23 protein-coding genes and 2 pseudogenes are annotated in these 19472 nt (G+C 72.1%); 13 read left to right on the top strand and 12 right to left on the bottom strand.

Features of this window, described 5'->3' with window-relative positions; genetic code table 11:
• Positions 1-555 (bottom strand): annotated as a pseudogene (locus SSOG_RS54215) (hypothetical protein); the annotation flags it as partial.
• A gap of 27 nt (positions 556-582) precedes the next feature.
• Here SSOG_RS54215 and SSOG_RS35125 point away from each other — a divergent pair.
• The 9 genes and pseudogenes from SSOG_RS35125 (at position 583) to der (ending at position 8768) form a co-directional block, all read left to right on the top strand.
• The gene (locus SSOG_RS35125) at positions 583-1470 is read left to right on the top strand and encodes a segregation and condensation protein A (protein ID WP_039939403.1); all 888 of its coding nucleotides are present in this window, start codon (positions 583-585) and stop codon (positions 1468-1470) included.
• Positions 1467-2117, top strand: a complete 651-nt coding sequence (scpB, locus tag SSOG_RS35130; protein WP_009719022.1) for an SMC-Scp complex subunit ScpB — start codon at positions 1467-1469, stop codon at positions 2115-2117. The genes SSOG_RS35125 and scpB overlap by 4 nt, the downstream gene beginning before the upstream one ends.
• A pseudogene (locus tag SSOG_RS35135) lies at positions 2117-3189 on the top strand (pseudouridine synthase). Before scpB ends, SSOG_RS35135 begins: the two are co-directional and overlap by 1 nt.
• On the top strand, positions 3186-4211 hold the full coding sequence (locus SSOG_RS35140) for an ADP-ribosylglycohydrolase family protein (RefSeq protein WP_009719025.1): 1026 nt from the start codon (positions 3186-3188) through the stop codon (positions 4209-4211). The pseudogene SSOG_RS35135 and the gene SSOG_RS35140 overlap by 4 nt, the downstream one beginning before the upstream one ends.
• 109 nt (positions 4212-4320) lie before the next feature.
• A complete protein-coding gene (gene aroH, locus SSOG_RS35145; RefSeq protein ID WP_009719026.1) occupies positions 4321-4683 on the top strand; it encodes a chorismate mutase in 363 nt (120 codons plus the stop codon).
• The gene (locus SSOG_RS35150) at positions 4680-5765 is read left to right on the top strand and encodes a prephenate dehydrogenase (protein WP_009719027.1); all 1086 of its coding nucleotides are present in this window, start codon (positions 4680-4682) and stop codon (positions 5763-5765) included. The genes aroH and SSOG_RS35150 overlap by 4 nt, the downstream gene beginning before the upstream one ends.
• Positions 5766-5868: 103 nt before the next feature.
• A complete protein-coding gene (gene cmk / locus SSOG_RS35155) occupies positions 5869-6573 on the top strand; it encodes a (d)CMP kinase (protein ID WP_009719028.1) in 705 nt (234 codons plus the stop codon).
• Positions 6570-7250, top strand: coding sequence for a lysophospholipid acyltransferase family protein (locus tag SSOG_RS35160; protein WP_009719029.1), 681 nt, complete (start codon positions 6570-6572; stop codon positions 7248-7250). The genes cmk and SSOG_RS35160 overlap by 4 nt, the downstream gene beginning before the upstream one ends.
• 54 nt (positions 7251-7304) lie before the next feature.
• Positions 7305-8768 carry a ribosome biogenesis GTPase Der gene (der, locus tag SSOG_RS35165; RefSeq protein WP_009719030.1) on the top strand — a complete coding sequence of 488 codons (1464 nt, stop codon included), beginning with the start codon at positions 7305-7307 and terminating at the stop codon, positions 8766-8768.
• Between the two features lie 44 nt (positions 8769-8812).
• Here the strand turns inward: der and SSOG_RS47070 are convergent, their stop codons facing one another.
• Positions 8813-9178, bottom strand: coding sequence for a hypothetical protein (locus tag SSOG_RS47070; RefSeq protein WP_342634368.1), 366 nt, complete (start codon positions 9176-9178; stop codon positions 8813-8815).
• A 62-nt stretch (positions 9179-9240) separates the two neighbouring features.
• Entirely contained in the window at positions 9241-10068 is an 828-nt protein-coding gene (locus SSOG_RS35175) for a hypothetical protein (RefSeq protein ID WP_039939407.1), read from the bottom strand.
• Positions 10069-10338: 270 nt separating this feature from the next.
• Here SSOG_RS35175 and SSOG_RS35180 point away from each other — a divergent pair, with 270 nt between their 5' ends.
• The 3 genes from SSOG_RS35180 to SSOG_RS35190 all read left to right on the top strand — a co-directional run bounded on the left by SSOG_RS35180 (position 10339) and on the right by SSOG_RS35190 (position 13548).
• Positions 10339-11577, top strand: a complete 1239-nt coding sequence (locus tag SSOG_RS35180; RefSeq protein ID WP_009719033.1) for a glycosyltransferase family 4 protein — start codon at positions 10339-10341, stop codon at positions 11575-11577.
• Between the two features lie 62 nt (positions 11578-11639).
• Positions 11640-12497 carry a hypothetical protein gene (locus SSOG_RS35185; RefSeq protein WP_009719034.1) on the top strand — a complete coding sequence of 286 codons (858 nt, stop codon included), beginning with the start codon at positions 11640-11642 and terminating at the stop codon, positions 12495-12497.
• A gap of 79 nt (positions 12498-12576) precedes the next feature.
• Positions 12577-13548, top strand: coding sequence for a helix-turn-helix transcriptional regulator (locus tag SSOG_RS35190; RefSeq protein ID WP_009719035.1), 972 nt, complete (start codon positions 12577-12579; stop codon positions 13546-13548).
• Here the strand turns inward: SSOG_RS35190 and ctaD are convergent.
• The 9 genes from ctaD to SSOG_RS35235 all read right to left on the bottom strand — a co-directional run bounded on the left by ctaD (position 13502) and on the right by SSOG_RS35235 (position 18813).
• Positions 13502-15247, bottom strand: coding sequence for an aa3-type cytochrome oxidase subunit I (ctaD, locus tag SSOG_RS35195; protein WP_039939409.1), 1746 nt, complete (start codon positions 15245-15247; stop codon positions 13502-13504). The two genes, SSOG_RS35190 and ctaD, sit on opposite strands and share 47 nt — an antisense overlap.
• A gap of 117 nt (positions 15248-15364) precedes the next feature.
• Positions 15365-15643, bottom strand: coding sequence for a gas vesicle protein K (locus SSOG_RS35200; protein WP_009719037.1), 279 nt, complete (start codon positions 15641-15643; stop codon positions 15365-15367).
• Positions 15640-15864, bottom strand: a complete 225-nt coding sequence (locus tag SSOG_RS35205; protein WP_009719038.1) for a gas vesicle protein — start codon at positions 15862-15864, stop codon at positions 15640-15642. Before SSOG_RS35205 ends, SSOG_RS35200 begins: the two co-directional genes overlap by 4 nt.
• Entirely contained in the window at positions 15861-16823 is a 963-nt protein-coding gene (locus tag SSOG_RS35210; RefSeq protein ID WP_009719039.1) for a GvpL/GvpF family gas vesicle protein, read from the bottom strand. The genes SSOG_RS35205 and SSOG_RS35210 overlap by 4 nt, the downstream gene beginning before the upstream one ends.
• Complete coding sequence (locus SSOG_RS58595; protein WP_078510477.1) at positions 16742-17092, bottom strand: gas vesicle protein; 351 nt, start codon at positions 17090-17092, stop codon at positions 16742-16744. The genes SSOG_RS35210 and SSOG_RS58595 overlap by 82 nt, the downstream gene beginning before the upstream one ends.
• A complete protein-coding gene (locus SSOG_RS35220) occupies positions 17071-17277 on the bottom strand; it encodes a gas vesicle protein GvpG (protein ID WP_009719041.1) in 207 nt (68 codons plus the stop codon). The genes SSOG_RS58595 and SSOG_RS35220 overlap by 22 nt, the downstream gene beginning before the upstream one ends.
• On the bottom strand, positions 17277-17996 hold the full coding sequence (locus SSOG_RS35225) for a GvpL/GvpF family gas vesicle protein (protein ID WP_009719042.1): 720 nt from the start codon (positions 17994-17996) through the stop codon (positions 17277-17279). Before SSOG_RS35225 ends, SSOG_RS35220 begins: the two co-directional genes overlap by 1 nt.
• Entirely contained in the window at positions 17996-18460 is a 465-nt protein-coding gene (locus tag SSOG_RS35230; protein WP_009719043.1) for a gas vesicle structural protein GvpA, read from the bottom strand. The genes SSOG_RS35225 and SSOG_RS35230 overlap by 1 nt, the downstream gene beginning before the upstream one ends.
• Positions 18461-18510: 50 nt before the next feature.
• Positions 18511-18813, bottom strand: a complete 303-nt coding sequence (locus tag SSOG_RS35235) for a gas vesicle protein GvpO (protein ID WP_009719044.1) — start codon at positions 18811-18813, stop codon at positions 18511-18513.
• A gap of 417 nt (positions 18814-19230) precedes the next feature.
• Between SSOG_RS35235 and SSOG_RS35240 the strand changes: the two genes are divergently transcribed.
• Positions 19231-19446, top strand: coding sequence for an I78 family peptidase inhibitor (locus tag SSOG_RS35240; RefSeq protein WP_009719045.1), 216 nt, complete (start codon positions 19231-19233; stop codon positions 19444-19446).
• The last annotated feature ends 26 nt before the right edge of the window (positions 19447-19472 follow it).

Genomic DNA, 19472 nt, shown 5'->3' on the forward strand with positions numbered 1-19472 from the left:
GAAGAGGGCGTGGCCGCTGGCGACACCCGGGCTGCCGGGGACGGCGAGCCCGGGAGCGACGGCGCGGCGGGCCAGGACGGCTCGGCGGCCGTAGACGCCGGGGACGTCGGGAACGGCGAGCTGGCCGCAGGTGGCGCGGCGGGCCAAGTCGGCGGCGCCCAAGACAGCGAGGCGGGCCAAGACGGCAGCGGAGCCCGGGATGGCGAGGTGGCCGCAGACGCCGGGGACGCCGGGGGCGGCGCGGCGGCCCAGGACGGCTCGGCGGCCGAAGACGCTGGGGGCACCGGGGACGCCGGGGACGGCGAGGTGGCCGCAGGCAGCGAGGCGGGCCAAGACGGCAGCGCCCGGGACAGCGAGGCGGCCCTGGACGGCGGCGGAGCCCAGGATGGCGAGGCGGTCGAAGGCGCCGAAGACGCCCAAGACGGCGAGGCGGCCGCAGATGGCGCGGCGGGCCAAGGCGGCAGCGCCCAAGACAGCGAGGCGGCCCAGGACGGCGGCGGAGCCCGGGATGGCGAGGCGGCCGAAGGTGGCGCCCAAGACGGTGGCGGCGCCCAAGGCGGCGAAGCGGCCACAGACGGCGGGGTGGCCGAAAACCAGGACGCGGGCCAAGACCACGAAGCCGCCGAGGACGGCAACGGCACCTTCACCGTGCGGCTCGACAACTTCGAGGGGCCCTTCGATCTGCTCCTTCAGCTGATCTCCAAGCACAAGCTGGACGTCACCGAGGTCGCCCTCTCCAAGGTCACCGACGAGTTCATGGCGCACATCCGGGCCATGGGGCCGGACTGGGACCTCGACCAGACGACCGAGTTCCTCGTGGTCGCGGCGACCCTGCTGGACCTCAAGGCGGCCCGGCTGCTGCCCGCCGCCGAGGTGGAGGACGAGGCGGACCTGGCGCTGCTGGAGGCGCGGGACCTGCTGTTCGCGCGGCTGCTCCAGTACCGCGCGTACAAGCACATCGCGGACATCTTCAACGACCGGCTGATCGAGGAGGCCCGCCGCTACCCCCGGACCGTCGGGCTGGAGCCGCACCACGCCGATCTGCTGCCCGACGTCGTCATCCGGGTCGGCCCGGAGGGGTTCGCGAAGCTGGCCGTGAAGGCGATGCAGGCCAAGCCCAAGCCGCAGGTGTACGTCGACCACATCCACGCCCCGCTGGTGAGCGTGCGGGAGCAGGCGGAGGTGGTGGTGGGGCGGCTGCGGGAGCTGGGGGAGGCCAGTTTCGCCGCGCTCACCGAGGACGCGCCGGACGTGCTCACCGTTGTGGCCCGCTTCCTGGCGCTGCTGGAGCTGTACCGGGAGCGCGCGGTCCTGCTCGACCAGTCGGAGGCGCTGGGGTCGCTCCTGGTGCGCTGGACGGGCGGCGGCGCGGAGGACGGACAGGGCCCGCTGGTCACCGACGAGTTCGACCAGGAGGCGCAGCCACAGAAGGCACAGGGACAGGCACAGGCACAGGAGGTACGGACATGAGCGAGCCAGCCACCGGGACCGAGCCCTCGGAGGTCGCGGCGCTCGACCTCAGGCCCGCGCTGGAAGCCGTCCTCATGGTCGTCGACGAACCCGCGACCGAGGAGCACCTCGCCAAGGTGCTGGACCGCCCGCGCCGCGCCATCGCGGGGGCGCTGCGGGAGCTGGCGGACGAGTACACGGCGCAAGGCCGCGGCTTCGAGCTGCGGCTGGTCGCGGGCGGCTGGCGGTACTACACCCGGCCCGCGTACGCCGCGGCCGTCGAGGGCTTCGTCCTGGACGGCCAGCACGCCCGGCTCACCCAGGCCGCTTTGGAAACCCTCGCGGTGGTCGCGTACCGTCAGCCGGTCAGCCGTTCCCGCGTCTCCGCCGTCCGCGGCGTCAACTGCGATGGCGTGATGCGCACCCTCCTCCAGCGCGGACTGGTGGAGGAGGCGGGCACGGAACCCGAAACAGGTGCGATCCTGTACAGGACGACGAACTACTTCCTGGAGCGGATGGGTCTGCGCGGCCTGGACGAGCTTCCCGAGCTGGCACCGTTCCTCCCCGAGGTGGACGCGGTCGAGGGCGAGTCCCAGGAGGGCGTGCCCTCGTTCGACCCGGACGCACCGGACACAGACGACAGCAGCCACTCTCAGACGGAAACTTGATGCGAAGCAGCGGCAGGAACAGCAGGGGCAGCGGTAGCGGCGGCAGCGGCGGCAGCGGCGGAAGCGGCGGCAAGAACTACCGGGGGGCCGGGAACGGGCGCGACGACAAGCAGAAGCGCACCGGTCGCCCCCGCCCCGAGGAGCGCCGTTACGACGCGGGCGCCCCGAAGCCCAGCGGCGGCGGCCCTCGGGGCGGCGCGGCCAAGAGCGGTGCTCCCAAGGGCACCGGCGGCCGCCGGGAAGCCGACCGCCCCGGCCCGCCCGCGCGAGTACGAGGCCCCAGATAGAGGAGCGGAACCGGGCCCGCCACAACAAGCCGCAGACCAAGCTGCCCAAGACCTTCGGCGAGCAGGACGGCGAGCGGCTCCAGAAGGTCCTGGCCCGCGCGGGCATGGGTTCGCGCCGCGCCTGCGAGGACCTGATCGACCAGGCCCGGGTCGAGGTCAACGGCAAGATCGTCACCGAGCAGGGGCTGCGCGTCGACCCGGAGAAGGACGAGATCAAGGTCGACGGGCTGACCGTCGCGACCCAGTCGTACCTGTTCTTCGCGCTGAACAAGCCCGCCGGTGTGGTCTCCACCATGGAGGACCCGGACGGCCGCCAGTGCCTCGGTGACTACGTCACCAACCGCGAGACCCGGCTCTTCCACGTCGGCCGTCTCGACACCGAGACCGAGGGCATCATCCTGCTCACCAACCACGGCGAGCTGGCCCACCGCCTCACCCACCCCCGCTACGGCGTGAAGAAGACCTACCTCGCCGCCATCCAGGGCCCCCTGCCGCGCGACCTCGGCAAGCAGCTCAAGAACGGCATCGAGCTGGAGGACGGCTACGCCCGCGCGGACCACTTCAAGGTGGTCCAGAACACCGGCAAGAACTACCTCGTCGAGGTCAGCCTCCACGAAGGCCGCAAGCACATCGTCCGCCGCATGCTCTCCGAGGCCGGTTTCCCGGTCGAAAAGCTGGTCCGCACCTCCTTCGGCCCCATCCCCCTCGGCGACCAGAAGTCCGGCTGGCTCCGCCGCCTCACCAACACCGAGGTCGGCATGCTGATGCGCGAGGTGGACCTCTGATCGCGTCCGTCGAGCGCCCGGCGACCGGATCCCTGCTCGGACTGGCGCTCGGTGACGCCCTCGGCTTCCCGACCGAGTTCAACGACGTGCCGTCGATCCTCGCCAAGTGCGGGCCGTGGCGGCAGATGGAGCTGCCGGGGCATCCGGGGACCGCGTACGTCACCGACGACACCCAGATGACCCTGGCGCTCGGCCGAGGGCTGCGCACGGCGATGGAGCGGGGCTTTCTCGCGCCGCTGCGCTTCACCCGGCCGGTGCGGGAGGAGTTCGTCGAGTGGTGGCGCTCCCCGGACAACAACCGGGCGCCCGGTGCCACCTGTCTGCGGGCCTGCCATCTGCTCAGCCAGGAGGAGCGCCCCTGGGCGGAGGCGAGCCAGCTCGGCTCCAAGGGCTGCGGCGCCAACATGCGCGTCGCGCCCCTCGGGCTGGTGCCCGGGCTGACCGGCGACCAGCGGGCGGGGGCCGCACAGCTTCAGTCCGCGCTGACCCACGGGCATCCGACCGCGCTCGCCGCGAGCGAGCTGACGGCGCACGCGGTGTACGTGCTGGCGCAGGGCGCCCGCCCGGCCGAGCTGCCCGGGCTTCTGCGCGCGTACGCCGAGGAGAACCGCACCCGCTACCGCGAGGACTGGCTGGGCGACCTCTGGCGGCACTCCCACGACCCCTCGCCCACGACGTTCATGGCGCGCGGCTGGGACGACTGCCTGGGCGTCCTCGACCGGCTGGACGACGCGCTGCGCGCCCCCGACCCGGAGGCCGATCCGTGCCTGGCCACCGGCGCGGGCTGGATCGCGGAGGAGGCGCTGGCCACCGGGCTGCTGTGCTTCCTGCTCCTCCCCGAGGAGCCGGTGCTCGCCCTGCGCAGGGCCGCCTGCTCCTCCGGCGACTCCGACTCGATCGCCTGCCTCGCCGGCGCCTTCGCCGGTGCGCATCTGGGCGCCGCGGCATGGCCCGCCGAGTGGACCGGGCGGATCGAGTACCGGGAGGAGCTGCTGGCGCTCGGCTCCCTGTGGGACGCGTGAGGGGGCGCGGGGGCGGCTGGTTAGGCTGGGCGGGGACAAGTGGGGACGCGTACGGCGTGGAGACAGGCGCGGGACGCGGCACGGGCAGAGCAGGCGCAGGGAGCAAGACGTGGCGGTACGAGCGGTCCGCGGAGCGGTTCAGCTGGAGCGGGACGAAGCGGGGCACATGCAGGAGCAGGTCTCCGAGCTGATGACCGCCATCCTGGAGCGCAACAGCCTGGTGCCGGATGATCTGATCAGCGTCTGGTTCACGGCCACGCCCGATCTGCACAGCGACTTCCCCGCGGTGGCCGCGCGCAAGCTGGGGATCACCGACGTACCGCTGATCTGTGCGCAGGAGCTGGACATCGCCGGGGCCATGCCGCGGGTCGTCCGGATACTCGCGCATGTCGAGACCGACCTGGCCAAGACCGACGTCGCCCATGTGTACCTCGGCGCCGCGGCGGCCCTCCGCAAGGACATCGCCCAGTGAGAACAGCCCTCGTCATCGGTACCGGACTGATCGGTACCTCCGCCGCGCTCACCCTCGCGGGCCGCGGCATCCATGTGCACCTCGCCGACCATGACGCGGACGCGGCACGGACCGCGGAGGCGCTCGGGGCGGGTACGCAAGGTGAGCCGGACGGGCCCGTGGACCTGGCGATCGTCGCCGTGCCGCCCGCGTACGTGGCGCGGACGGTGGCCGATGTGCTGGGCCGGGGGGTGGCGCGGGCGGTGCTGGACGTGGCCAGCGTCAAGGGCGGGCCGCGCCGGGAGCTGGAGGAGCTGGGCTGCGACCTGACCCGGTACATCGGGACGCATCCGATGGCCGGGCGGGAGCGCTCCGGGCCGCTGGCGGCCACCGCGGACCTGTTCGAGGGACGGCCATGGGTGCTCACACCCGGCGCCGACACCGACACCGAAGTGCTCAATCTCGCACTGGAACTGGTCGCGCTGTGCCGTGCCGTGCCCGTGGTGATGGACGCCGACGCCCACGACCGGGCCGTGGCGCTCGTCTCGCACACCCCGCACCTGCTCTCCAGCATGGTCGCGGCGCGGCTGCGGGACGCCGACGAGACCGCGGTGCGGCTCTGCGGCCAGGGCATCCGCGATGTGACCCGGATCGCGGCCTCCGACCCCGCGATGTGGATCGACATCCTGTCGGCCAACCCCGGCCCGGTCGCTGACGTGCTCGCCGCGGTCGCCGCCGACCTGGACGAGACGGTACGGGCGCTGCGCGCGCTCCAGTCGGCCGACGACGCCAAGCGCGGCGGGGGAGCGGCCGGGATCGAGGACGTGCTGCGCCGCGGCAACGCCGGGCGCGAGCGGGTGCCGGGCAAGCACGGCGCCGCCTCGGCCGTCTACGAGACCGTGACGGTCCTCATCGGCGACCAGCCGGGCGAGCTGGCCCGGATCTTCGCCGACGCGGGCCGGGCGGGCGTCAACATCGAGGACGTACGGATCGAGCACGCCACCGGCCAGCAGGCGGGCCTGATCCAGCTGATGGTGGAGCCCGCCGCCGCCCCCGGTCTGACCAAGGCCCTGCGCGAGCGGGGCTGGTCCATCCGCCAGTGACATCCGGCCGTGACCGGGAGCCCCGGATGAGCCAGTAACCTTGTCCGGGGCTAAACAAGCTCCGTTCAACCCAGCCCCGTGCATACGAAAGGTGTCTGTCACCGTGGAAACCGCCGCCCGGACCGCCCCGGCAGCAGTGATTGTCGCGATCGACGGCCCCGCAGGCACGGGCAAGTCCAGTACGTCCAAGGCCGTCGCGGCCAAGCTCGGCCTCGGCTACCTCGACACCGGCGCCCAGTACCGGGCGATCACCTGGTGGATGGTGAACAACGGCATCGACGTCGAGGACGGCGTCGCCGTGGCCGACGCCGCCCGCAAGCCGGTCATCGTCTCCGGCACCGACCCGGCCGCCCCGACGATCACCGTCGACGGCACCGACGTCTCGGCGCCGATCCGCACCCAGGAGGTCACCTCCCGGGTCAGCGCGGTCAGCGCGGTCCCCGAGGTGCGCCAGGTGATCACCGAGCTCCAGCGGACGATCGCCACCGAGGCGCCGCGCGGCATGGTGGTCGAGGGCCGGGACATCGGCACCACCGTCCTCCCGGACGCCGACCTCAAGATCTTCCTCACCGCCTCGGCCGAGGCGCGCGCCGCCCGCCGCAGCGGTGAGCTGAAGGGCAAGGACGCCTCCGACCTGGCCGCCACCCAGGCGGCGCTCGCCAAGCGGGACGCCGCCGACTCGGGCCGCAAGGCGTCGCCGCTGGCGAAGGCCGACGACGCGGTCGAGGTGGACACCACCGACCTCACCCTCGACCAGGTCATCGAGTGCGTGGTCACGCTGGTCGAGGAGAAGCGGGCCGCCGCATGACCGCCACCGCCGACGCGGAGCTGCCGAGCGCGGCCGGTGCCGTCGTGGGGCGCGGGATCGGCATCGGCCTGATGTACGGGCTGTGGCGGCCGCGGGTGCTGGGCGCGTGGCGGATCCCGTCCGCGGGCCCCGTCATCCTGGCCGGGAACCACTCCCACAACGTCGACGGCCCGATGCTGATCGGCACCTCGCCCCGGCCGCTGCACTTCCTGGTCAAGAAGGAGGCGTTCATCGGTCCGCTGGACCCGTTCCTGCGCTCCATCGGCCAGCTGAAGGTGGACCGGGAGAGCGCCGACCGCACCGCGATCACCCATGCGCTGGGCGTGCTGAAGCGCGGCGGGATGCTGGGGATCTTCCCCGAGGGCACGCGCGGCGAGGGCGACTTCGCGTCGCTGCGCTCGGGGCTCGCGTACTTCGCCGTACGGTCCGGCGCGCCGATCGTGCCGGTGGCCGTGCTCGGCACCGGCGAGCAGCGGCGGGCCGACGGACGGCCCCGGGCGCTGCCGAGGCTGCGCAGCCGGATCGACGTGGTCTTCGGCGACCCGTTCCAGGCGGGCGACGGCAGCGGCCGGCGGACCCGGGGGGCGCTGGACGAGGCGACCGTGCTCATCCAGAAGCGTCTGGGCGAGCACCTGGGGAGCGCCAGGCGGCTCACGGGCCGCCACAACGAGACATAGACCCGCGCGCCCAGGAGGGCGCGCGGCACTGAGGGACGACGAGGACATCACTTCATGAACGACCAGATCCACAGCGGCGGCGACGAACACGGAGAGCTGGGCGACGCCGAGTACGCGGAGTTCATGGAGCTCGCCGCGGAGGAGGGCTTCGACCTGGCACAGGTCGAGGGCGACCTCGCCGCGGCGGGGCACGGCCCGCTGCCGGTGCTCGCCGTCGTCGGCCGCCCGAACGTCGGCAAGTCGACCCTGGTGAACCGGGTCCTCGGCCGCCGCGAGGCGGTCGTCGAGGACAAGCCGGGCGTCACCCGTGACCGGGTCACCTACGAGGCCGAGTGGTCCGGCCGCCGCTTCAAGGTGGTCGACACCGGCGGCTGGGAACAGGACGTGCTCGGCATCGACGCGTCCGTCGCCGCCCAGGCCGAGTTCGCCATCGAGGCCGCCGACGCGGTGGTCTTCGTGGTGGACGCCACGGTCGGCGCGACCGACACCGACGAGGCCGTGGTCAAGCTGCTGCGCCGGGCCGGGAAGCCGGTCGTGCTGTGCGCCAACAAGGTCGACGGCCCGAGCGGCGAGGCGGACGCGGCGATGCTGTGGTCCCTCGGCCTCGGTGAGCCCCACCCGGTCTCCGCCCTCCACGGCCGCGGCACCGGCGACATGCTCGACGCGGTGCTGGAGGCGCTGCCCGAGGCCCCGGCCCAGACCTTCGGGGCCACGGTCGGCGGCCCGCGCCGCATCGCGCTCATCGGCCGCCCGAACGTCGGTAAGTCCTCGCTGCTCAACAAGGTGGCGGGCGAGGAGCGCGTGGTCGTCAACGAGGTCGCCGGCACCACCCGCGACCCGGTGGACGAGCTGATCGAACTCGGCGGGATCACCTGGAAGTTCGTGGACACCGCCGGTATCCGCCGCCGTGTCCACCTCCAGGAGGGGGCCGACTACTACGCCTCGCTGCGCACCGCGGCCGCCGTGGAGAAGGCCGAGGTCGCGGTCATCCTCATCGACACCAGCGAGCCCATCAGCGTCCAGGACCAGCGGATCATCACGATGGCCGTGGAGGCCGGGCGCGCGCTGGTCATCGCGTACAACAAGTGGGACACCCTCGACGAGGAGCGCCGCTACTACCTGGAGCGCGAGATCGAGACCGAGCTGGGGCAGATCCAGTGGGCGCCCCGGGTCAACGTCTCGGCCCGCACCGGCCGCCATATGGAGAAGCTCGTCCCGGCGATCGAGACGGCGCTGGCGGGCTGGGAGACCCGGGTGCCGACCGGGCGGCTGAACTCGTTCCTCGGCGAGATCGTCGCCTCCCACCCGCACCCGATCCGCGGCGGCAAGCAGCCCCGCATCCTGTTCGGCACCCAGGCCGGAACCCGGCCGCCGCGGTTCGTCCTCTTCGCCTCGGGCTTCCTGGAGGCGGGCTACCGCCGCTTCGTCGAGCGGCGGCTGCGCGAGGAGTTCGGCTTCGAGGGCACCCCGATCCAGATCTCGGTGCGGGTGCGCGAGAAGCGCGGCCGTAAGAAGTAACCGCTGAAGGGGCGCCACCGCTTCCGGTGGCGCCCCTTCAACGCTCAGTACCGCCCGTCGCGCTGTCCTGGCGGCAGCGCGGGAAGGTACGTGCGGTAGTACAGCCCGCCGGTGTCCCAGGCCCCGCCGTGGCCGCCGCTGGTCAGGCCGCGGGGCTGGCCGATGGCGCTGAACGCGACGAACCCCAGATCCTCCTCGTCCGACCGGTCGCCGGGCAGCGCCCGGAACAGCCGCCGGTACTCCGCGTACAGCGCGTCGTAGATCGGCGTCGCGGAGTGCCGCCACGGGTCGGGCGACGCCTCCAGCGCCGGGCGCATGGCCGGGATGTAGGCGTACGAGGGGGAGCGGTAGGGGAGGTCGTATCCGTGCACGTATGTGCCAACGACCAGGCCGCCCTTGGGATGCGGCATCGGCGGCGAATGGGCCGCACGGGTCAGGCAGCGGCAGCCCGGGACGGGGTGGGTCATTCGGATCAGGTGCCCGCGAGCGGCATCGAGGCGCCGACCAGCGCGCCGCGCGCCGCGGCCCGGTCCAGGGCGGCGCGCAACTGGTCCTCCCGCGGCTGGGTGCCGATCGTGCCCGCCGCCGCCGCGTACACCAGGACCTGCTGGGAGCGGCCCACCGCGCTGCGCCAGCCCTCGCTGAGCGGCATCGGGCTGTGCGCCTGCCACCAGGCCACCGGGGAACCGCCGCCCGCCTGGGGCATCAGCACCGCGTGCAGCTGCCCCATGGCGAGCAGCACCGACCAGCCGGGGATGGCCACCGGCGGCCGGCCGAGGTCGACCACCGGCAGGAAGCCCTGCTCGGTGAGGAGCGCCAGGAAGTCGTCGCCGTGCCCGGTCGCGCCGGGCCGGGTGATCGGCCCGGTCGGCTCGACGACCAGCGCCGGGCGCTGCTCCCCGCCCACCAGCACCACCCCGCTGGTGACGCCGAGCACCGCCTGCTGGGGCGGCGGGGCGGAGTAGGCGTGGGCGGCGGGGGCGTGCTGCGCGGGCGGCGGCTCGGCCCCGTACGGCGAGGATTCCTCGGCGGTGATGGACCGGACCGCACCGGCCAGCTGCTCCTCGGAGACCGGGACGACCTGGGAGGGAACGCAGGTGGCGTGCGCGAACGCGAGCACGGCGGTCTCCTGCCCCACGAACAGCACCGTGCTGGTGCGCTCCTGGTCGGAGTTGCCGGGGGTGCGGCAGGACGTGCAGTCGTAGGCGCCCGGGGCGTTGTCACCGGCGAGCAGCCGGTCGGCTTCTTCGTCGCCGATCTCGGCGCGTACGTCATCGCTGACGTCGAGCATGCGCGGCACGGGTGGCTCCTCGGTCTCGGTCCGTGGGCCGGGCGGTCCCCGGCTCATACGTAGACAACGGCCATCCACGGCGGGGGTCACGCGGCCTGAAGCCCGCCGCACCTCTGATGCGTCAGTTCCTTTGGAAGTTCCCTGAATTGGCTACCGATTTCCTATCTGTTGGGGAACAAGACGGTGATGGAACCCAACCCGACAACCTCTTTCGGGGTCTTACCTCGTGGTAGGCGGACGAGACCCCCGTCCGCGTAAAAACGGTGGGATACGGGACGGATGCACATCTCATTCCTGATTCACAACGCGTACGGGATCGGCGGGACGATCCGGACCACGTACAACCTTGCCCGCACCCTGGGTGAGCAACACGACGTGGAGATCGTCTCGGTGTTCCGCCACCGGGATCAGCCGATCTTCGATCCCGGTCCGAACGTGCGGATCAGCCACCTCGTCGACATCCGTAAGAACAGCCCCGGTTACGAGGGCGACGACCCCGCGTACACGCGGCCCGCGAAGGTCTTCCCGGTCACCGAGGGCCGGTACCAGCAGTACAGCGAGCTGACCGACCGCCGGATCGGCGAGCATCTGCGGCAGCTCCAGGCGGATGTGGTGGTCGGCACCCGCCCGGGCCTCAATGTGCACATCGCCCGGGAGGCGCGCCGCGGCCCGGTCCGGGTCGGCCAGGAGCATCTGACGCTCAGCACCCACTCCAAGGGGCTGAAGCGCACCCTGCGCGGCTTCTACCCCCGGCTGGACGCGGTGACGACGGTGACCGAGGCCGACGCCCAGGACTACCGCGCCGGGATGCGGCTGCCGGGCGTACGGATCGAGTCCGTGCCCAACAGCGTTCCCGAGCCCGGTCTGGAACCGGCCGACGGCACCGGCAAATGGGTCGTCGCGGCGGGCCGGCTCGCCCCGGTGAAACGGTACGACCTGCTGATACGGGCGTTCGCCAAGGTCAGCGCTGCCCGCCCGGACTGGCGGCTGCGGATATACGGCGGAGGCGAGCAGCGCGCCAAGCTGCGCGCCCTCATCGACAAGCTCGGCCTCTACAACCACGTCTTCCTCATGGGCCCCGCCAACCCCCTGGACCCGGAGTGGGCCAAGGGTTCGATAGCGGCCGTCACCTCCAGCCTGGAGTCGTTCGGCATGACCATTGTGGAGGCGATGCGCTGCGGCCTCCCGGTGGTCGCCACCGACTGCCCGCACGGCCCGGCCGAGATCATCGACAACGGCGTGGACGGCCGCCTCGTCCCGACCGGCGACACCAACGCGATCGCCACCGCGCTGCTGGACCTCATCAACAACGACGAACTGCGGCAGCAGATGGGCCAGGCGGCCCTGAAGGACTCCGCCCGGTTCGACCCGTCCCGGGTGGCCGGCCGCTACGAGAGCCTCTTCGCCGACCTGTCGGCGCGCGGCGGGCTGCGCGGCTCGCTGCACCGGGCCCGCGGCTCACTGGTCGGCGGGGCGATGGCGACGACCGAGGCGATGCGAAGGGTGCGGATGGCATGAGCGGAACCGGGAGCGTGACAGCGAGAGCGGCCGAGCGCATCGAGCCCATGGAGGGGGACAGCATGAGAGAAGCCACCGAGACCGCCGCGACGCGCGCCGACTGCGTCGCGGACTCCGCCGGTGGACTCACCTTCCACATCTCCGACTGGGTCCGCCCGGAGCCGGGGAGCTACGACGACTGGAGCGGGGCGCTGGTGCTGATGCGGCGCGGCGCCGGGCCCGCCGACGACGCCGAGGTCCGGCTGCCGCTCGGCCCCACCGCCGACGGCCGGTTGCAGGCCGCCCTGCCCGGCACCGTTGCCCTGCCCGAGGGCCGCTGGGACGTGTTCGTGGCGTACGGGGAGCAGGAGCCGCGGCGGCTCGTCCCCGGCCTGCACGATCTGCGTTCGCTGGTCGACCGCAGGCCCGGTCCCAGCACCTCGCCGCTGTCCGTCCGCATCCCCTACGCCACCAAGCACGGCAACCTCAGCCTGCGCACCTGGCGCCGGGTGCCGCACGCCGAGGCGGGGGAGATCCGGCTGGAGGACGGCGCGATGGCGGTCAGCGGGCGGCTGTACCGGGTGGAGGACCCGGCCGGCTGGCTGGACGGCGCGGTGGCCGAGGCCCGCTGCCGCCGGGCCCGGGACCGGGTGTGCACGGCGCCGGTGACAGCGGACGGCGCCACGTTCTCCTTCACCCTCGACTACGCGCGGCTCGCGGAGGGCTGGGGCGGCGGCGCGGATCTGTGGGACCTGTGGCTGCGCCCGGCGGACGAGGCGGCTCCGGTGCGGCTCGGCCGGATACTCGATGACATCGCGGACAAGAAGGAGATCTTCACCTACCCGGTGCGGACGGTCGACGCCCTGCACGGCACCGCCGCGGTCCGTCCGTACTACACCGTCGACAACGATCTGTCGGTGCGGGTCGCCGACCCGGACTGAGCCCCTCCGCTCACCGCGGGCCGTTCGGTGACGCCCTTGAGGACGCGGACCGTCCTCAAGGGCTGGCAGACTCGGCCCCATGTTGGAGACCTCGGCCCGGCTGCTCCGTCTGCTCTCCCTGCTCCAGGCCCACCGCGAATGGTCCGGCGCGGACCTCGCCGACCGGCTCGGCGTCACCCCGCGCACGGTGCGCCGCGACGTCGACCGGCTGCGCGAGCTGGGCTACCCCGTGCACTCCGCCCCCGGTACGGCGGGCGGCTACCGGCTCTCCGCGGGCGCCGAGCTGCCGCCGCTGCTGCTGGACGACGAGGAGGCGGTGGCCGTCGCGGTCGGGCTGCGCCAGGCCACGGGCGGCGTCGCGGGCATCGAGGAGACCTCCGTACGCGCCCTCGCCAAACTGGAACAGGTGCTGCCGGACCGGCTGCGCCGCCGGGTGAGCGCGCTGAGCTCGTTCACCGTGCCGATGCCCGGCGCGGTGCAGGGCCCCGGGGCGGACCCGGCGGTCCTGATCGAGCTGGCGAGCGCCTGCCGCGACGCCCATCAGCTGCGCTTCACCTACCGCGACCACGGCGGTACGGTCACCCGCCGCACCGCGGAACCGCTCCGCCTCGTCGCGGCCCGGCGCAGGTGGTACCTGGTCGCCTGGGACGTGGACCGGGACGACTGGCGTACGTACCGGGTCGACCGCATCACCCCCACCCCGCCGCACGGCCCCCGCTTCACCCCGCGCCGCCCGCCCGCGGACGATCTCGCGGCGTATGTCGCCAAGGGCGTGTCGGGCGCCGTCTACCGCGAGCAGGCCACCGTCCTGCTGCGGGTGCCCCTCGAGCGGGCGGCGGAGCGCATCTCGCCCGCGGCGGGGGTGCTGGAGGCCGTCGACGAGCACAGCTGTCTGCTGCACACCGGTGCCCATGGCCTCGATGTCCTGGTGGTCCACATCGTGCTGGCCGGTTTCGACTTCGAGGTGCGCGAACCGGTCGAACTCACCGAGCACATCCGCGAGATCAGGGACCGCCTGGACCGTGCTCTGGGTGACGGGGCTCCGGGCTGACCGATCCCCGGCCCCTCAGCTGCTGGGCCCGCTCCTGCTCGACCATGGCCACCTCGGGATGGTGCAGATCGAAGGCGGGTGACTCGCTGCGCACCCGCGGCAGCGTCAGGAAGTTGTGGCGCGGCGGCGGGCAGGACGTCGCCCACTCCAGCGAGCGGCCGAACCCCCAGGGGTCGTCCGCCTCGACCGCTCTGCCGTACCGGGCCGTCTTCCAGACGTTGTAGAGGAACGGCAGCGTCGAGATCCCCAGCAGGAAGGCGCCGATCGTGGAGACCGTGTTCAGCGCCGTGAAGCCGTCCGCCGCCAGATAGTCGGCGTAACGGCGCGGCATCCCCTCCGCGCCCAGCCAGTGCTGCACCAGGAACGTGAGGTGGAAGCCGGTGAACAGCGTCCAGAAGTGGATCCGGGCCAGCCGCTCGTCCAGCAGCTTCCCGGTGAACTTGGGCCACCAGAAGTAGAAGCCCGCGAACATCGCGAACACCACGGTCCCGAAGACCACGTAGTGGAAGTGGCCCACGACGAAGTACGAGTCCGTGACGTGGAAGTCCAGCGGGGGCGACGCCAGGATGACGCCGGTCAGCCCGCCGAACAGGAAGCTCACCATGAAGCCGACCGCCCACAGCATGGGCGCCTCGAAGGACAGCGAACCGCCCTGCATGGTGCCGATCCAGTTGAAGAACTTCACCCCGGTGGGCACCGCGATCAGAAAGGACAGCAGCGAGAAGAAGGGCAGCAGCACCGCCCCGGTGGCGAACATGTGGTGCGCCCAGACCACCATCGACAGGGCGGTGATGGCCATCGTCGCGCCGATCAGCGTCAGATAACCGAAGATGGGCTTGCGCGAGAAGACCGGGATGATCTCGGTGATGATGCCGAAGAACGGCAGCGCGATGATGTAGACCTCGGGATGGCCGAAGAACCAGAACAGGTGCTGCCACAGCAGCGCCCCGCCGTTGGCCGCGTCGAACACCATCGCCCCGTACCGCCGGTCCGCCTCCAGCACCAGCAGCGCCGCCGCGAGCACCGGGAACGCCATCAGGATGAGGATCGAGGTGAAGAGGATGTTCCAGGTGAAGATCGGCATCCGGAACATCGTCATCCCCGGGGCGCGCATCGTGATGATGGTCGTCACGAAGTTCACCGCGCCGAGGATGGTGCCGAAACCGGAGAGCGCCAGCCCCATGATCCACATGTCGGCGCCGATGCCGGGGGAGCGCACGCTGCTGTTCAGCGGGGCGTAGGCGGTCCAGCCGAAGTCCGCGCTGCCCCCGGGCACCATGAGACCGGCGACCACGATCAGCCCGCCGAACACATACAGCCAGTACGACAGCATGTTGAGGCGCGGGAAGGCGACATCGGGCGCGCCGATCTGGAGCGGCATGATCTCGTTGGCGAACCCGGCGAAGGCGGGCGTCGCGAACAGCAGCAGCATGATCGTGCCGTGCAGGGTGAACGCCTGGTTGTACGCCTCCTGGGAGAGGAGCTGGATCCCGGGCCGGGCCAGTTCGGCGCGCATCAGCAGCGCCAGTACGCCGCCCGCCAGGAAGAAGCCGAACGAGGAGATCAGATAGAGATGGCCGATCTTCTTGTGATCGGTGGTGGTCAGCCAGTCGGCCAGCACCCGGCCCCGGCGCGCCAGCCGACCCCCTCTGGCCGGTCCTGCCGGTCCGGCCGCGGGACGCGCGGTGTCTGTCACCATCGGGGCTCCCTGGGACGGTCGCTGAGGTCGGCTCCGGCCCATGATCGCCTGGTTTATGGTGATCCGCGAGACTATGTCCCGGGTGTCACTGCCCCGGGTGTCACTCTCAGGGCGGCGTCACTCTCTCGGAGGCAGCAGCGGGCCGAGCGGCCCGAGGTCGAGGTTGAGGTCGGACTCCTTGATGCCGTAGCGCTCGCACAGCGTCCCCATGCGGTCCTCCAGCAGCATCAGGGTCTGCCCGATCCGCTCCTCCTGGTCCTCCGTCAGGTCCCCCTGGTCCACCCGGCGCAGCGCCTGCCGCTCCATCAGCTGCCGCAGCAGCTCGACGACGGTCAGCACCAGCTTCATCAGATCGCGCTCGACGGTGTCCTGGTCCAGCTCCAGCTTCCGGCTCACGGTTCCTCCGGTCCTCGCGGTTCTTGCGGCTCGTCCCAGGGGGATGGCACGTTCTCGTTCACCGAGCTGATGAGCGCGCGCAGATCGATGCGTACGAGATCCACGTCGGCGATGCGCAGGGTCACGTCGCCGGTGATGACCACGCCGCCCGCGAGCAGCCGGTCCAGCAGGTCCACCAGGGCGATCTGCCGGTGGGCGAGCGGGCTCGTGCTCGTGGTCACGGTTCGGCCCGTCCGTTGCCCTCGGCGGCGACGAAGGAGTACGGCGCCCACGGGCCGGTCAGCTCCAGCCGGAGCGCCGTCTCGAGCCCGGCCAGCTCGCCCACCCGCTGCGCGAACGCCTCGCTCTCCTCGTGCGGGATCAGATACGCCGCGTTGAGCACATTGCGGTCCGCCTCCCCGGACAGCCGGACGTCCTGCGGCGGATGCAGCCGGGAGCCCTCGGCGACCGCGGCGAGCGTCTCGTGCACCCGGCGCGCGCCCTCCTCCGTATGTTCCCAGCGCTGCTCGGAGGCGCGCCGCTGGGCGCTGCGGCGGCGCAGATAGTCGCGGCCCGAGGAGGCGGCCGAGGGCTCGGCGGACGGCTCCTGGGCCGGGGCGGACGCCGCGTACACCTTGACGCCCCACTCCACCCGGCCCTCCAGCCGGTCCAGCGCCGTGGCGAACCGGTCCCGGCCGGAGGCCAGCAGCCGCAGCAGCCCCTCCTCACCGCGGCAGACGGTGGCCATCCGGACCGGGATGACGCACGTGTCCGCCCCGGCCGCGTCGACCACCTGCTGATGGGCGCGGGCGACGCCCTCCAGCCACGTCAGGTCCTCCAGCCGCTCGCGCAGCGGCCCCTCGTCGAAGTCGGCGGCCGGTACGGGGCCCGCCAGCACGGCGAGCCCCAGATGGCGGACGGCGCGCACCGGTTCGCCCGCGACCCCGCGCACCCGCTCCAGGGCGGCGTGCGGGGTGTCGGCCTCGCGGACGACGGCGTACGCATACTCCAGCGTGCCGGCCGCGGTGGCCGCCCCGGTCGCCGCGGTCGCTTCGGCCATGTGCGTCGTGTCCGTCGGGCCGGTCGTCTCCGTCGGGTCGGTCACGTTGGTCGCGTCGGTCATCCGGCCGCCTCCTCGCTCGTGCCGTTCTCCACCGGGGCGCGGCGGGCGCGCGACGACAGCGACGGGTCGTGCTCCCACCAGTCGATGCCCATCTCCTTGGCCTTGTCGACGGAGGCCACGATGAGCCGCAGCTTGATCGTGAGGAGTTCGATGTCGAGCAGATTGATGCGGATGTCGCCCGCGATGACCACGCCCTTGTCGAGCACCCGCTCCAGGATGTCGGCGAGATTGGCCGATTCACCACGGGTGGCGAGCCCGGACGGACCGGACGCACCGTAGGCCGCCGACGACCCGTACGACGCCGACGGGGAGCCGTACGCGGTCGTCACAGGGTCCCGTTCGCCCATTGCTGCGCCTCCTCCATCCGGTCGAGCAGCACGTCCTCCTGCCGCTCGAACTCCGCCTCGTCGATCTCCCCGTCCTCCAGCCGCGTCGCCAGGGTCATCAGTTCGCGCTGGATCGCGGCCGGGTCGTAGTACTCGCGCTCCGCCGCGGCGAGCACCTGTCTGAGCACCCAGCCGATCAGCAGCATCAGGATTCGACGAAGCTGTAGGGCGGCAGCGGGCCGTTCACCCGCAGCTTCATCCAGGGGTGGGTGTTCTCCAGGTCGGCGACCGCCTCCAGCAGCGGTTCGGCGCCGTCCTTGGCCAGCAGCATCGACAGGCTCAGGAACCAGCCGCCGCCCTCCGGGCCGGGCCGCGCCGCCTCGGTGACGGGGGCCAGCGCCTCCTCCACGATCCGCGCGTCGCGCACCTCACGGGCCCGTACCGCGTTCGCCACCAGCTCGCCGAAGCGCATCCGCTCCTCGTAGGTGCCGCCGCCCGCGGCCCGGTTGGCCTCGGCCATCAGCCGCAACTCCGGCTCCTCGGAGAGCACTTGGTGGAGCACCGCGTCCTCGTCGTGCACCGCCTTGACGTTGTACTCCACCCGGTCGGCCAGCCGCTGGAGCTGGTCCTCGTAGCGGTCGGCGTGCCGGGTCAGCACCGTGCGGACATCCTCGTCGCTGGCGGAGACCGAGCCGAACCGCATCGGCAGCACGGAGCGCTTGTCGCTCACCTCGGTCAGCACGTGCTGATGGGCCAGCAGATCGCGGCGCCGGGGCTTCAGCTCCGGCGGGCAGTCGCTGACGATCGCGGCCAGCTCGCCTTCGTTGAGCGCGCGGACCGGCAGCGGCGGATCGCCGATGCCGAGCAGGGTGTCGCCGAGGTCCGGGAGGGTGCCGCGGGCGATCCCGTACACATAGGTGCTCATCAGCTCTCCTCGCTCTTCCTCGATCCGGACGCGGACTTGCGGGCCGCCGGGCGGCGGGAACGGGTGCGGGCGGGCTCTTCCTCGGGCTCCTCGTCGCCCCGGATCGCCTCGGCCACCGACTGGGCGGCCTTGGAGACGGTCTCGCCGGCGCCGCTGAGCGCGCCCTTGGTCTTGCTGCGGGCGGCGCCCTCGGTGGCGCCGTCGAGGATCTCGGGGATGCCGGGGGACTTGTTCGGCCCGGACTCCAGGTCGAGGCGGTTGCACGCCTCGGCGAACCGGAGGTAGGTGTCGACGCTCGCCACCACGACCCGGATATCGATCTTGAGGATCTCGATGCCGACCAGGGAGACGCGGATGAACGCGTCGATCACCAGGCCGCGGTCGAGGATGAGTTCCAGGACGTCGTAGAGGCCGCTGGTGCCGCCCCCGCCCCTGCTCTGCTGTGCCGGAACAACCGTGGTCATGTCGTGTGTGTCCTCTCGTGTCCGGCCGGGCCGGCCGTTCCCCCTGCCGGTCAGCCGCGGTCACTTCGCCCGCGCTCGTAACGGCGGATGCGGCGGTAGCCGGTGAGCTGGCCGTCCGGGTCGAGAGTCACCTCGTACAGGGCCATCAGGCTCATCGTCTCCGGCACCCGGGCCAGCTCCACCACCTCGACGTCCAGGACCCAGCCCTCGTCGGTCTGCTCCAGGCGGGGCATCGACTCGGGGTGCAGGCCCGTCAGTTCGGTGAGCTGTTCCCGGGCGGATCGCATGAGCGCCAGTGGGCTCGGGCCACCGGTCGCCGTCTTCTTGCGGGTTCCATCGGATGTGTCTGTCATGTTCGCCTCGGTGGCGCCGGGTACCGCGGTCCCGGCGGGGTAAACCTCGGGGTTCGAATTCCCCGATTTGTGTCGGAATTGTGCGCTCCGGATCCCGGGTGCCCGATCGGCGATGGCATATTCCTGCGGCCGCTGAATTCCCCGGAGGCCATGTCATGGGCCGCCCCGCGCCTATACCAGAACCATGCCTTTGGCAGGGGATATCGACGAAAACTCTCCGTCATCTTGGGGGCGTCAACGCGCGGCTCGTAAGAGTGACAAAGTCGACGACAAACCCGGGCGTGTTTTCTGTGACACAAGTGTGACGAATGGCGGACCCGGGGCGGATGAGTCGTTGTCGGTGTGCTCTACAGCACGCCGGAACATGTTCCTTTCCCTGCCTGCCGTACCTGTTCCGCTGCGCCTACGGTGGCTGCCATGGGACCTGTACCGAACCTTCCGGCCGAACCCGACGACGACCTCGACAGTTATGTGGGGCTCGACGCCAGGACCGCCGAGGACGTGGCACGCGAGCGCGGCTGGACCACCGTGCGGGCGCTTCCACCGGGCGCGATCATCACGATGGAGTACCTGTACGGCCGCATCAACTTCGAGGTCGCGGACGACGCCGTACGGCGCTGCTGGCGCGGCTGACGGCCCGCCCTTTCCCTGGGCACGAC

The organism is Streptomyces himastatinicus ATCC 53653, from assembly GCF_000158915.1.
Taxonomy (GTDB): Bacteria; Actinomycetota; Actinomycetes; order Streptomycetales; family Streptomycetaceae; genus Streptomyces; species Streptomyces himastatinicus.